Origin of the sequence: Hyphomonas sp. (genome assembly GCF_022844445.1) — a bacterium.
Taxonomy (GTDB): Bacteria; Pseudomonadota; Alphaproteobacteria; order Caulobacterales; family Hyphomonadaceae; genus Hyphomonas.
The window spans coordinates 126787-139418 of the sequence record NZ_JALHLS010000010.1; the positions used below are offsets into that span (position 1 = coordinate 126787).

At 64.7% G+C, this 12632-nt stretch carries 12 protein-coding genes; 4 read left to right on the plus strand and 8 right to left on the minus strand.

The genetic code is table 11. The features are described 5' to 3' along the window. Positions 1-6 precede the first annotated feature (6 nt). Both gyrB and Q0C17_RS12570 read right to left on the minus strand, forming a co-directional pair. Positions 7-2451, minus strand: a complete 2445-nt coding sequence (gene gyrB / locus Q0C17_RS12565; RefSeq protein ID WP_291206785.1) for a DNA topoisomerase (ATP-hydrolyzing) subunit B — start codon at positions 2449-2451, stop codon at positions 7-9. 176 nt (positions 2452-2627) lie between these two features. After that, positions 2628-4760 carry a DEAD/DEAH box helicase gene (locus Q0C17_RS12570; protein WP_291206788.1) on the minus strand — a complete coding sequence of 711 codons (2133 nt, stop codon included), beginning with the start codon at positions 4758-4760 and terminating at the stop codon, positions 2628-2630. A gap of 148 nt (positions 4761-4908) precedes the next feature. On the opposite strand from Q0C17_RS12570, the gene hemN reads away from it, so the two are divergent. After that, positions 4909-6261, plus strand: a complete 1353-nt coding sequence (gene hemN / locus Q0C17_RS12575; RefSeq protein WP_291206791.1) for an oxygen-independent coproporphyrinogen III oxidase — start codon at positions 4909-4911, stop codon at positions 6259-6261. Here the strand turns inward: hemN and fghA are convergent. The 6 genes from fghA to Q0C17_RS12605 form a co-directional block, all read right to left on the minus strand. After that, on the minus strand, positions 6258-7100 hold the full coding sequence (gene fghA / locus Q0C17_RS12580; RefSeq protein ID WP_291206794.1) for an S-formylglutathione hydrolase: 843 nt from the start codon (positions 7098-7100) through the stop codon (positions 6258-6260). The genes hemN and fghA overlap by 4 nt on opposite strands. Continuing rightward, complete coding sequence (locus Q0C17_RS12585) at positions 7100-7408, minus strand: hypothetical protein (RefSeq protein WP_291206797.1); 309 nt, start codon at positions 7406-7408, stop codon at positions 7100-7102. Before Q0C17_RS12585 ends, fghA begins: the two co-directional genes overlap by 1 nt. After that, positions 7405-7878, minus strand: a complete 474-nt coding sequence (locus tag Q0C17_RS12590) for a RidA family protein (protein WP_291206800.1) — start codon at positions 7876-7878, stop codon at positions 7405-7407. The genes Q0C17_RS12585 and Q0C17_RS12590 overlap by 4 nt, the downstream gene beginning before the upstream one ends. A 17-nt stretch (positions 7879-7895) precedes the next feature. After that, positions 7896-8273 carry a VOC family protein gene (locus Q0C17_RS12595; protein ID WP_291206803.1) on the minus strand — a complete coding sequence of 126 codons (378 nt, stop codon included), beginning with the start codon at positions 8271-8273 and terminating at the stop codon, positions 7896-7898. A gap of 161 nt (positions 8274-8434) precedes the next feature. Further along, a complete protein-coding gene (locus Q0C17_RS12600) occupies positions 8435-9541 on the minus strand; it encodes an S-(hydroxymethyl)glutathione dehydrogenase/class III alcohol dehydrogenase (protein ID WP_291206806.1) in 1107 nt (368 codons plus the stop codon). 53 nt (positions 9542-9594) lie between these two features. Then, positions 9595-9990 carry a RidA family protein gene (locus tag Q0C17_RS12605; protein ID WP_291206809.1) on the minus strand — a complete coding sequence of 132 codons (396 nt, stop codon included), beginning with the start codon at positions 9988-9990 and terminating at the stop codon, positions 9595-9597. A 121-nt stretch (positions 9991-10111) separates the two neighbouring features. Here Q0C17_RS12605 and Q0C17_RS12610 point away from each other — a divergent pair, with 121 nt between their 5' ends. The 3 genes from Q0C17_RS12610 to Q0C17_RS12620 all read left to right on the plus strand — a co-directional run. After that, entirely contained in the window at positions 10112-11257 is a 1146-nt protein-coding gene (locus Q0C17_RS12610; RefSeq protein ID WP_291206812.1) for a hypothetical protein, read from the plus strand. A gap of 5 nt (positions 11258-11262) precedes the next feature. Further along, a complete protein-coding gene (locus tag Q0C17_RS12615; protein ID WP_291206815.1) occupies positions 11263-11733 on the plus strand; it encodes a MarR family transcriptional regulator in 471 nt (156 codons plus the stop codon). Positions 11734-11766: 33 nt separating this feature from the next. Next, a partial coding sequence (locus Q0C17_RS12620) for an alpha/beta fold hydrolase (protein WP_291206819.1) occupies positions 11767-12632 on the plus strand: 866 nt, incomplete at its 3' end.

Consider the following 12632-nt stretch of genomic DNA (forward strand, 5'->3'; position numbering starts at 1 on the left):
GCCGGACTAAACGTCCACTTCGGCTTCCAACGCGAACTCCTCGATGAACTCGCGCCTCGGCTCCACCACATCGCCCATCAGTTTGGTGAAGAGTTCGTCGGCTTCGTCAGCGTGTTCGACCTTGACTTGCAGCAACGTGCGGGCGTTGGCGTCGAGCGTGGTTTCCCAGAGCTGGTCGGCGTTCATTTCGCCTAGGCCTTTATAGCGCTGGACCTTCAGGCCCTTGCGACCGGATTCGAGCACGGCGTCGAGCAGGCTCGCTGGACCGTGTACCGCAATGTCGCCGCCCTTTTCCTGGCGAAGGATCGCGGGCCTGGCGTAGATTTCGCTGATGCCGGCGGCGCGCTCTGCAAGGCGGATGGCGTCCTGGCTGGCGATGAGGGCAGGCGGCAGCACGGCGTTTTCGTCGACGCCGCGCACGGTGCGTTGCAGGACGAGGGCGCCTTCGGCGAAGCGGCCTTCCCAGGTGTCCTCGCCTTCCTCGGCGAGCCAGTTGAGGCGATGGGCCGTGGCCTTCGCTTCGGCATCGTCTGCGTTGCTGGCTAGCGCGCCGGAAAGCGCCGCATGCTCGATCAGGTCAGCCGGGGCGCGCAGGGCGAGGCGGCGCAGGCTCGCGCGGAAGTTCGCGGCCTGGCGCACGCGGTCGCGCAGGTCTTCGCCCGCAATCTGCGTACCGTCCGCGAGGATCAGCGTTTCGCCGCTGGTGCCTTCACCGATCAGGTAGGCTTCGAGTTCGGCATCGTCCTTGACATAGCGCTCGGACTTGCCGCGCGTGACTTTGTAGAGCGGCGGCTGGGCAATGTAGAGGAAGCCACGCTCGATGATCTCGGGCATCTGGCGATAGAAGAAGGTCAGCAGCAGCGTGCGGATGTGTGCGCCGTCCACGTCAGCATCGGTCATGATGATGATCTTGTGGTAGCGCAGCTTGTTGATGTCGAACTCATCACGCCCAATGCCGGCGCCTAGCGCCATGATCAGTGTACCGACCTGATCGGATGAGAGCATCTTGTCGAAGCGCGCGCGCTCTACGTTGAGGATTTTGCCGCGCAGCGGGAGGATGGCCTGGTTGTCCCGGCTGCGGCCCTGTTTGGCAGAGCCGCCGGCCGAGTCACCCTCGACGATGAAGAGTTCGGATTTCGCCGGGTCTTTCTCCTGGCAGTCGGCCAGTTTGCCGGGCAGGGACGTGATGTCGAGCGCGGACTTGCGGCGCGTGAGTTCCCGCGCCTTGCGCGCGGCTTCGCGGGCTGCAGCGGCCTCGACGATCTTCTCCATGATCTGGACAGCCTTCTTCGGGTTCTCCTCGAACCACTCGCCCAGCTTCTCGCCGATCAGGCTTTCGACCACGGGGCGCACTTCGGAGGAGACCAGCTTGTCTTTCGTCTGTGAGCTGAATTTCGGGTCAGGTACCTTGACGGACAGCACGCAGGTCAGGCCTTCGCGCGCATCGTCGCCGGAAATCTCGACTTTAGACTTCTTCGCGATGCCGGTCTCGTTGGCATATTTGTTGATGATGCGCGTCAGCGCGCCGCGGAAGCCGGCAAGATGGGTGCCGCCGTCGCGTTGGGGAATGTTGTTGGTGAAGCAGAGCACGGACTCGTGATAGCTGTCGGTCCATTCGAGGGCCGCTTCAACGGTGATGCCGTCCTTTTCGCCGATGACGTAGACGGGTTCGCCGATGAGGGAGTGTTTCTGGCGGTCGATGTGCTGGACGAAAGCTTTCACGCCGCCTTCGTATTCCAGCGTGATCTCGTAGGGCTCGGCTTCGCGCTCGTCGCGGAAGATGATCTTCACGCCGCTGTTGAGGAAGGCGAGTTCGCGCAGGCGATGCTCCAGCGTCTTGCGGTCATAGTCCGTCATCGTGAACGTCGAAGGCGACGCAAAGAAGCGCACCGCGGTGCCCGTATACGGCTTGCCGTTCTCTCGCTTCGGCGAGGGGCCGCGCTTGACCAGCGGCGCCTCGACGCGCCCGCCATCGACGAAGCGCACAAAATGCTCGAAGCCTTCGCGGTGGATCGTCAGGTCCAGCCAGTCGGACAGCGCGTTGACGACCGAGACGCCCACGCCGTGCAAGCCGCCGGAGACCTTGTAGGAATTCTGATCGAACTTCCCGCCGGCGTGCAGCTGGGTCATGATGACCTCGGCCGCCGAGACGCCTTCGCCGGCGTGCAGGCCGACCGGGATGCCGCGGCCGTTATCCGTGATCTCGGCTGAGCCGTCCGGGTACAGTGTCACCGTCACGCGATCGGCATGGCCGGCGAGGGCCTCGTCGATCGCGTTGTCGACCACTTCGTAGATCATGTGGTGCAGGCCCGAGCCGTCATCGGTGTCGCCGATATACATGCCGGGGCGCTTGCGGACCGCGTCGAGGCCCTTCAGGACCTTGATGGAATCTGCGCCATACTCGCCTTCGCCGCCCACTTCGGGGGCCTCGGGGATCGTGTCATCCGCCATGGGAAGTTCTTTCTCGGGTGATTCTCGAAACAGTCTTGAAATATACGGGATTTACGCCCCCAAGGGAACGTCCCGGGGGCGTATTTTGCAGCGCCGAAACGAATAGAAAATCGTCAATAAGAACAAGGCGTTCCGCTGCCGATCTCAGGCTTTTTGCGCGCCGTGCCTTCCCCTCCTCAGGAGGGCTTGCGCTTGGCGGGTTTGGGGCCGGGTTTGAACCCGGTTTTGCCGCCCTTGGACGCGCTGGGCTTTCCCTTGAAATTGCCCTTCGCGCGCGGCGCGCCCGGGCCCGTTTTGGGACGTGGCTTGCCGGGCTTTGCGCCTTTGGAGCGGTCATCCTGGACATATTCGGAGGGCGCGAAGGGGCGGGCGAAGGGTGCGTCGTCACGGGCCGGGCGCTCGCGCGGGGGCTCATCACGGCCGCGCTCGCGAGGCGCACGGACGAGGCGCTCTTCACGCTGTGCCGGCGGGCGGTCCTTGCGGTAGGGCGCGCGCGGGGCGTCGTCCCGGCTGCGCTCGCGGCGCGGCTCGTTGCGGGATTCGGCGGGCGAAAATGGCTCGGGCTCGGGCACGCCGTCCATCGGGAAGGCCTGAAGGCTGCCCTCTAGACGCCCAGACTCGCCCGTCTTCTCGAACAGGCGCATCGCTCCCTGAGGCGTCAGCTCAACATGCGTGTTGCCGGAGTTGATGCGGATCTGACCGATATCGTCGCGCTCCAGGCCGCCGGCTTTGCACAGCATCGGCAGCAGCCATTTCGGATCAGCATTCTTTTTTCGGCCCACATTGATCGCGATCCAGATCGCGCCGGGGATGTCGGCCCGTTCCGTACGCGGTCGTTTCTCGCGGGGCGGGCGGTCTTCGCGCGCTGGGCGCTCCTCGCGGGTGGTCCATTCCTCGCGCGGAGCGCGTTCCGGACGGATGCGCTCCGGACGGTCGCGCAGCGAGCGCTCGGGGCGTTCCCAGTCCGGCTTGGCCCGGCGGTCGCTGGCTCGGTCGTCGACATCGCGCAATTCTTCCGGTGCCGAACGGCCTTCGCGCTTGGCCCGCACGAAAGCGGCGGCCACAGCGGCGGGGCCGTGCTGGGCGAGGAGCTGTTCGACGAGGTGCTTCTCGTGGTCGTTGGCTGGTTCGCTGATTGCGGTGTCGGACAGAAGGCGTGCGTCATCCTGGCGGGCGATCTCGTCGGCCGAAGGCGGCTTGCCCCAGGTCGCGGAAATCTTCGCGTCGCCAAGCAGGCGCTCGACGCGGCGGCGGGCTTTCGGCGCGACCAGCAGGGCGCTGACGCCCTTGCGGCCAGCGCGGCCCGTGCGGCCGGAACGGTGCAGCAGCGTGGCCGGATCGCGCGGCAGGTCCGCATGGATCACGAGGCCGAGGTTCTGAAGGTCCAGGCCTCGGGCGGCAACGTCGGTCGCGATGCAGACGCGGGCGCGGCCATCGCGCAGGGCCTGGAGTGCGTTGGAGCGTTCCTTCTGGCTGAGCTCACCGGAGAGGGCGACCACCGTGAAGCCGCGATTGCCCATGCGGCTCATCAGCTTGTTCACTGCGGCACGCGTGGAGCAGAAGACCAGTGCGCTCTCGGAATCGGAATGGCGCACGATGTTGACGATGGCGTTCTCTTCATCGCCCGGGGCGACGAGGAGCGCGCGGTACTCGATATCTAGGTGCTGGCTCTTCTCCGCTTCCGTTGTCACGCGCGCGGCGTTCTTCTGGTAGCGGGCGGCGAGCGCGGCGATGCCCTTCGGAACGGTCGCAGAGAACATCAGTGTACGACGTTCATCCGGCGTGCCTTCAAGGATCAGCTCGAGTTCCTCGCGGAAGCCCATGTCGAGCATCTCGTCGGCCTCGTCGAGCACAACGACGCGGACACCGGAGGTGACAAGCGAGCCGCGCTTGATATGGTCGCCGAGGCGGCCGGGCGTGCCGATCACGATGTGGGCGCCGCGTTCCAGTGCGCGGCGTTCGTCGCGCATGTCCATACCGCCGACGCAAGTGGCGAGGCGGGCACCTGCAATGCCGTAGAGCCAGGTGAGTTCACGGGCGACCTGCATGGCGAGTTCGCGCGTTGGCGCAACGATTATCGCGAGCGGCGAGGCGGCCGGAGCGAGCGTGTCTTCGCCGGAAAGAAGGTCTTGCGCCATGGCGAGGCCGAAGGCGACGGTTTTGCCGGAGCCGGTCTGGGCGGAGACGAGAAGGTCCTTGTCGGCAAGGTGCGGCGCGATAACGGCGGCCTGGACTTGCGTGAGATCGGTATATCCGCGTGCGGAGAGGGCGCCAGCGAGTGCGGCGGGGATGGTGTCGGGGAGGTTCATTACGTGGCTTTCGGGCGATAAGCGGGCCTATTGGCACGTTTAGGGCGCTGGGGCTATGGCCAAGGTGCCGGTGCAGCAGGCATTCCAGGCTGCGACTAGGGATTTTTCCCTAGATCATGCCGGCCGGCAGCTATGTAAACTATGGCGCATGAACCCTGACTGGCTTGACCATGCCCGGCGCGCAGTGCCGCGCTACACGAGTTATCCGACTGCGGCGGATTTCACCGCGGCGGCCGGAGAGGCTGAAGCGGCTGCCTGGGCGGCCAGCGCGCCGCGGGGCGAGCCGCTCTCGGTTTACCTTCACATCCCCTTCTGCGAGACGCTTTGCTGGTATTGCGGCTGCGCGACCAGCGTGCCGAACGGCTATGCCCGCGTCGGCGCCTACGCGGCGCGCCTCCAGCAGGAAGCAGATCTCTGGGCGCGTGCCGTGGGCGAGCATGGCGGCATTGGCCACCTGCACTTCGGCGGCGGCTCCCCCAATGCGCTGCGGGCGGACGATTTTGCCGCACTCGTGGCGCGCCTGAAATCCGGCTTTGGCCTGCGCGGGGACGCGGAAATCGCAGTGGAGCTTGATCCGCGTACGATGCATGACGGGCAGGTGGAAGCCTTTGCTGCCGCCGGCGTGACGCGGGTGAGCCTCGGCGTGCAGACGTTAGCGCCCGCCGTGCAAGCCGCGGTTAACCGCATCCAGCCGCCGGACATGGTGGCCGGTCTCGTCGCAGACCTGCGCCGCGCGGGGATTGGCGCCATCAATATGGACTTGATGTACGGCCTGCCGCATCAAACTACGGAAGATGTGGCCGCTGCTGCACGCTTTGCAGCGGAGCAGGGCGCCGCGCGGATTTCCGTCTTCGGCTACGCGCATGTGCCTTGGTTTGCCAAGCACCAGAAGGCGATTGACGACGCCGCGTTGCCGGATTTGCCGGATCGGCTTGAGCAGGCGGGCGTGGCGGCGGACGTACTCAAGGCGGCGGGATACCGGCCCATTGGTCTTGACCACTATGCGCGCGCCAGTGATCCGTTGGCGGTCGCGGCCTCAGAAGGGCGCCTGCGGAGGAACTTTCAAGGGTATACTGACGATCCCTGCGAGACGCTGATCGGCATGGGGGCGACATCCATTTCCCAGTTCCGCGAGGGCTTTGTACAAAACTGCAAGGATCGGAAGATCTGGGGCGAGGCAGTTGCGGCCGGGAGGCTCCCCGTGGAGCGCGGCATTGCGCTCACGCCGGATGACCGGCTTCGTGCCCGGGCCATCGAGCAGTTGATGTGCGCACTCGAAGTGGATGCGAACGCGGTGTGCTCTGAGATGGGCGCGCCGGAGGGTTGCCTTGAGGATGCGCTCGCCCGCACCCGCGCGCTGCAGCCTGCGGGCTTGTGCACCGTGGACGGATCTGTTGTGCGCGTGCCTGATTCGGCGAGGCTTTTCCTGCGCACGGTGGCGCAATGCTTCGACGCACGCACGTCGGCGGCGCCGGAGCAGCGGCACGCCAAGGCGGTCTAAGCCTTCAGAGCCTTCGCATGATGGGCGATGTGTTCATCCATGAAGGTCGCGATGAAGTAATAGTCGTGGCCGTAGCCTTGGCGCAGGCGGTAGTCGAGGCGCTGGCCGTCTTTCTCACAGGCAGCGATGAAGATTTCCGGCTTCAGCTGCGTTTGGAGGAAATTGTCTGCCGTGCCCGTGTCGATGAGGATGAGCGCTTTTGATTGGCGCTCCTTCACGAGTTCGGTCGCGTCATACTGCTCCCAGGCAATCGAGGCTGGGCCGAGATAGGCCGCGAAGGCCTTCTCACCCCAAGGCACGCGCGCCGGCGAGGTGATCGGCGAGAAGGCCGAGCAGGATTTGTATGTGTCTGGATGTTTGAGATGTAGCGTGATGGCGCCATGGCCGCCCATCGAATGGCCGAAGAGGCCCTGGCGCCCCATGTCGGCCGGAAAGTTCGCTGCGATGAGGCGGGGCAGTTCTTCAGTAATGTACTGGTCCATCTTGTAATGCTTCGCCCACGGCGCCTCTGTGGCCGTGAGGTAGAAGCCAGCGCCCTGGCCAAGGTCATAGGCGTCATCGTTCGGCACGTCCGGTCCGCGCGGACTCGTATCCGGCGCGATGATCATCAGGCCGTGGCGCGCGGCATGTTCCTGCACGCCGGACTTCTCCATCATGTTCGCCCAGGTGCAGGTCAATCCTGACAGATACCAGAGCACCGGCACCGGTCCGTGGGCGGCCTGAGGCGGCGTGTAGACGGCAAATCGCATGGCGCAGCCCAGCAACTCGCTCTCATGATCGTGGACGGACAATGTGCCGCCAAAGGATTTCCAGGAGGAGACGGGTTTCAGCTCGGTCATCATTGGGTCCTTTGACTGGAGCTCGGGCGCGGAAACGCCACCGCGAATGCGTCTTCGACATAGCCTTCGTCCGACGCGTTATGCGGCGTCCCAGCTTCGCTGTAGTAGGTAAGGCTCGGCCAGCGCGCGGCGATTTCGGCTTTCAGGCCTTCGTCCAGTCCCTGCGCCATGTGGGCGACCAACGCTTTCGTCCACTTGGCCAGCGAGACTACGTGGTTTCCGCGCGCCATCGCGCGCTCGATCACCCAGCGGATCGCTTCGGACCTGACTGGGGTCAGGTCTACCGGAGGCTCACCGCGCCAGCTCATTTCTCGAGAATGGCGATACACTCGATTTCGAGTGCTGCGTTGAAGCCAAGACCGTTCACACCGACCGTCGAACGCGCCGGCTTGGGGTCCGGCAGCGCGGCGGCATAGGCCGCGTTCATCTCTCCGTATCTGGCCATGTCGCCGAGGAATACGGTACATTTCACGAGGTCGGAGAGGTCCGCGTTATACTCAGACAACGTGCGTTCGTAGTTTCGGAATATCTGGGTCGTCTCGGCGCCGACACCGCCGGGCACCAGACTGTTTGTGGCAGGATCAATCCCGAGCTCGCCGGAAAGGTAGAGCGTGTGGCCCACGCGCACGGCGCGTGAGAAGGGCAGGGTCTGGCCGGCAATCGGCTGGCCGGTATTATGGGCCACCTCAGGTCCCGGCGCGGCTTGAGGGCCAACCGAGACGCAGGCGGTCGTAAGGAGGGCCGCCATGAGCGCGGCAGCGAGGCTGAAACGTGTCATGGTGGCCCTCTCTCAACTCACTTGCGGTGCAGGGCGCAGAGTTTGTTGCCGTCCGGATCGCGCAGGTAGGCGAGGTAGAGTGCGCCGGCGCCCTCACCGCGCCAGCCTGGCGGGTCCTCGATAGCCTTACCGCCGGCCGAGACGCCGGCTTTGTGCCAGGCATCGGCCTGATCGGTGGAGGCCATCGCGAAGCCGATGGTCATGCCGTTGCCGCTGGTCGCGGGCGCGCCGTCGATCGGCGGGGTGACGAGAAAGATGCCGCCATTGTGCATGTAGACCAGTCGGCCCTTTGGATCCTTGATGCCGGCCTTTCCGCCTACGGACGAAAATAGCGCGTCGTAGAACGCCTTCGATTTATCGATGTCGTTCGAGCCGACCATCATGTGACTGTACATTTTCAGTTCCTCCAGTTGTTGTTCACAAAGTCAGTTTACGGGCGGCCGTAAGCCATGATCGGCGAAGGCCGCCATGGCAGGGCCGTAGTCTTCGGGCGTCGGGAAGCCTTCAAAGCTGAACTCGGCACCGGTTGACGCAAAGGGCAGGCGCCATGCGTCCATCAGTACACAACCACACTACGGATGCTCTTGCCCTCATGCATCAGGTCAAACGCGTCGTTGATCTTGTCGAGCGTCATCACGTGCGTGATCATCGGGTCGATCTCGATCTTGCCGTTCATGTACCAGTCGACGATCTTCGGCACATCCGTGCGCCCCTTGGCGCCGCCGAAGGCCGTGCCGCGCCAGTTGCGCCCCGTGACGAGCTGGAAGGGCCGCGTCGCGATTTCCTTGCCGGCTTCGGCCACGCCGATAATGACCGAGGTTCCCCAGCCGCGATGGCAGCATTCCAGCGCTTGGCGCATCACGGTCGTGTTGCCCGTGCAGTCGAAAGAATAGTCCGCGCCGCCGCCCGTCAGCTCGACGATATGCGCGACAACATCCTTCACGTCCTTCGGATTGACGAAATGCGTCATGCCGAAGCGGCGGCCCCATTCCTCCTTGGAGGGATTGATGTCGACGCCGACGATCATGTCCGCCCCCGCCATGCGCGCGCCTTGGATCACGTTGAGCCCGATGCCGCCAAGGCCGAACACGACGACATTCTCGCCGACCTGAACCTTCGCGGTGTTGACCACCGCGCCCACGCCGGTCGTGACCCCGCATCCGACATAGCAGGCTTTGTCGAAGGGCGCATCTGTGCGGATTTTCGCCACCGCGATTTCGGGCAGGACGGTGAAGTTCGAGAAGGTCGAGCAGCCCATATAATGGAAGACCGGCTGGCCCTTGTAGCTGAAGCGGCTCGTGCCGTCCGGCATCAAGCCCTTGCCCTGCGTCGCGCGGATGGCCGTGCAGAGGTTTGTCTTGCCCGAGAGGCAGCTTTTGCACTGGCGGCATTCCGGTGTGTAGAGCGGGATGACGTGGTCGCCCGGCTTCACGCTTGTGACGCCCGCGCCCACTTCGCGCACGATGCCCGCGCCTTCATGGCCGAGCACACTCGGGAAGATGCCCTCGGAGTCGAGCCCATCCAGTGTATAGGCATCCGTGTGGCAGATGCCGGTCGCCATGATCTCCACCAGTACTTCGCCGGCCTTTGGGCCTTCCAGGTCAAGCTCGACAATCTCGAGCGGTTTCTTGGCCTCGAAGGCGACAGCGGCGCGTGTTTTCATCGGGAGACTCCTCGTTTGGGCCTTACCTAAAGCGATGCGCCGCCAGAATCCACCTAGGCAACCGCGGTTGCTTCCAGTTCGATCATCACTTCCGGGTCAAACAGCCTCGCCACGCCGATCAGCGTGCAGGCCGTCTCGGTACCATCGGCTTTGATCTGGCCGGTGGCCTCGCCTGCGATCGCCATGAAGGCGTCCACGTCGGTGACGAAGATGTTGAGACGCACGACGTTCGACGGGCCCATGCCGGCTTCCGTCAGCGCGTCCTTCACGTTCGCCCAAGCGGTGCGGAACTGCGCGCCCAGGTCGCCGGCGTGCAACGTGCTGCCATCGGCGGCCGTCGAGGTCTGGCCGGACAGGTAGAGCGTGCGTGAGGCGCCGATTACCTCAACGCCGTGATGCAGGTTGAAATGCTGCAACCAGGGTGTGGGGTTGATCGTGCGTGTTTTCATGGTGGCGTCCTCCCGTATCCGCGAACGCTAACAGCCGCGCGGGGCAGGTGCAAACGCAGACCTTGACGATAGTTAGACTTCAAACTATATAGTTTGGTATCGAACCAATGGAGACTGAGTGATGACCTCCCGGCGCGGACTGTTGAAACTGATCGGAGGAGGGGTCGTCCTCGCCGCTGCTGGCGTGGGCGGTTTCGTTGCGCTCAACCAGCCAAGCCGTGCGGCGCGCGAAGCCTGGCGCACGGCGGGGCAGGAGACCGAGTTCCGCCGCCGCTTCCTTTCCTACGCGCTGCTGGCGCCCAATCCGCACAACCGACAACCCTGGCTGGTGCAGCTGGAAGGTCAAAACGCGCTGACGCTTTATGTCGATCTCGACCGCCGCCTGCCCGCGACGGATCCTTTCGACCGGCAGATCATTCTCGGCTGCGGCGCGTTTCTGGAACTCCTGCGCCTCGCAGCTGCGGAAGAGAGATACAGTGCCGAGATCGCCATGTTCCCCGAAGGCGTACCGGACATGGGAGGCCGCCTCGATGCGCGCCCGGTTGCACGCGTGCAGTTCACCGCTGGCGGCGCAGAGCCTGATCCCTTGTTCGCCTACGTCCTTGCGCGCCATACCAACCGCGAGATCTACGAACCGCGCGATGTAGAGACGGAAAAGCTCAATGCGCTCGCAGCGGCTGGTACATCCTTCGGCCTCACAGCTCGCACCTGCGGAAACGATCAGACGGCGGAGCGTCTGCGCGATATCACTTGGCGCGGTCACGAGATGGAATCGCTGACAGATTATACGATGCAGGAGAGCATCGACTTGATGCGCATCGGCCCTCAAGAAGTGGCGCAGCATGGCGATGGCCTCACGCTCGAAGGCCCGGTTATTGGCCTCGGCAAGCTGGTTGGCGCTGTCTCACGCGAGGCACTGGCAGATCCGCAGTCGGCGATGTTCCGTGAAGGCCTCGACATGTTCCGCGCCCGCGCCGCGTCGGCGCGCGCTTTCGCCTGGTTGACGAACGATGGCGCTTCCCGCGACGGCCAGCTTTCAGCCGGCCGCGCTTACATGCGCCTCACGCTGGAGGCCGCCGTCCAGGGCCTCGCGATCCATCCGTGGAGCCAGGCGCTGCAGGAGTATCCGGAGATGGCGCCGCTGTACCGTGAGGTGCATGAACTCATCGGTGAAGGGGAGCGGTTGCAGATGCTGGTGCGCGTCGGCTATGCAAGGCCGGTCGTGCCGGCGCCGCGCCGCGGCCTGGATGACCTGATGATGAGTTGATCCGTATGCCCGCAAAATCCGCCCGGACCAGCCCTTCGGCGGATGCCGCCCGGCTCTATTTCAGCCTCTTTCTCGAGATCGGCATCATCTCGCAGCTCTCGGGCAACCGGTTCCAGCGTGTGATGCCCTTTGGCCTGACAATGGCGCAGTTCAGCCTGTTGACGCACTGCTTGCGCCTCGGCGATGGCTGGACGCCTGCGCGGCTCGCCGCTGCATTTCAGGTCACGCGCGGCACGATGACCAACACATTGCAGAAGCTGGAAGCGAAAGGGTTCATCCGTGTCGACCCAGACCCCGAAGATGCCCGATCCAAGCGGGTCTTCCTCACGCCGGCCGGGCGCGCCGCGCAGGAAACGGCACTGAAGGCGCTGGTTCCGGCGCTTGCGGAACTGCCCGAAGGTTTCCCACCGGAACTCGCCGCCGAGATCCTCCCGGCGCTCGAACGCCTCAGGAACTGGCTCGACACGCACCGCTGATCCTCTAAGTGTTGCCCGGTCAGGGAGGACGCGATGAGGTCGGTATTGTGGGGGCTGGGCATCCTTGCGTTCGCCCTGTGGGCGAGTTGGGCTTGGGCGGGGCGTGGCCTGAAACCGCTCGACGAGATCGAACGCGCGCGTGCGCCCGGCCAGTTCGCCGACCTGCCGGCAGGCAAGATACATTACCGCCTTAGCGGACCGGAAGGCGCGCCGCTGATCGTCATGGTCCACGGCTTCTCAACGCCGGGCTTCATCTTCGAACAGAATGCCGCGGCACTGCGCGAGGCCGGCTTCCGAGTGCTGCAGTTCGATCATTTCGGGCGCGGCTGGTCGGACCGCCCATCGGTCCGCTACGACGTAGACTTCTACGACAGCGAACTTCAAGGCTTGCTTGATGCGCTGGCGATCACCGAGCCTGCTGGCTTTGTCGGCCTGTCGATGGGCGGGCCTATCGTTGCGGAATTTGCTGCGCGCCATCCGGAACGCGCCGCGCGCGTGTTTCTGTTCGTGCCGGCGGGGTTCGATGTGGCGGGTACGGACGGTTTCCAGGCCTCACTCATCCGCATGCCGGTGATCGGCGACTGGCTCTGGCGCGTCGTCGCGCTGGGCACGCTCACCAGCGATCCGCAGTATGACGAAACGGGTCTTTCGCCTGGAGACCGTCTGCAGGGCGACTTCAAGGAGCAGATGGCCTATCGCGGCTTCGGCCGGGCGCTGCTGTCGAGCTTCCGGCATTTCCCAATGCAGGGCCGGGACGAAACCTTTGCCGCGCTTGCGGCCAACGGAATTCCTGTCGCTGCCGTTTTTGGTACAGCGGATCCGACTGTGCTGATCTCCAGCGCCGACAAGATGCGCGCCGTGATGCCGGAGGCCGAGGTCCACATTCTCGACGGCGCTGA

Excerpts from the sequence above, each read along its gene's own strand:
- gyrB (WP_291206785.1), bottom strand. The coding sequence starts at position 2,451 with ATGGCGGATGACACGATCCCCGAGGCCCCCGAAGTGGGCGGCGAAGGC.
- Q0C17_RS12570 (WP_291206788.1), bottom strand. The coding sequence starts at position 4,760 with ATGAACCTCCCCGACACCATCCCCGCCGCACTCGCTGGCGCCCTCTCC.
- hemN (WP_291206791.1), top strand. The coding sequence starts at position 4,909 with ATGAACCCTGACTGGCTTGACCATGCCCGGCGCGCAGTGCCGCGCTAC.
- fghA (WP_291206794.1), bottom strand. The coding sequence starts at position 7,100 with ATGACCGAGCTGAAACCCGTCTCCTCCTGGAAATCCTTTGGCGGCACA.
- Q0C17_RS12585 (WP_291206797.1), bottom strand. The coding sequence starts at position 7,408 with ATGAGCTGGCGCGGTGAGCCTCCGGTAGACCTGACCCCAGTCAGGTCC.
- Q0C17_RS12590 (WP_291206800.1), bottom strand. The coding sequence starts at position 7,878 with ATGACACGTTTCAGCCTCGCTGCCGCGCTCATGGCGGCCCTCCTTACG.
- Q0C17_RS12595 (WP_291206803.1), bottom strand. The coding sequence starts at position 8,273 with ATGTACAGTCACATGATGGTCGGCTCGAACGACATCGATAAATCGAAG.
- Q0C17_RS12600 (WP_291206806.1), bottom strand. The coding sequence starts at position 9,541 with ATGAAAACACGCGCCGCTGTCGCCTTCGAGGCCAAGAAACCGCTCGAG.
- Q0C17_RS12605 (WP_291206809.1), bottom strand. The coding sequence starts at position 9,990 with ATGAAAACACGCACGATCAACCCCACACCCTGGTTGCAGCATTTCAAC.
- Q0C17_RS12610 (WP_291206812.1), top strand. The coding sequence starts at position 10,112 with ATGACCTCCCGGCGCGGACTGTTGAAACTGATCGGAGGAGGGGTCGTC.
- Q0C17_RS12615 (WP_291206815.1), top strand. The coding sequence starts at position 11,263 with ATGCCCGCAAAATCCGCCCGGACCAGCCCTTCGGCGGATGCCGCCCGG.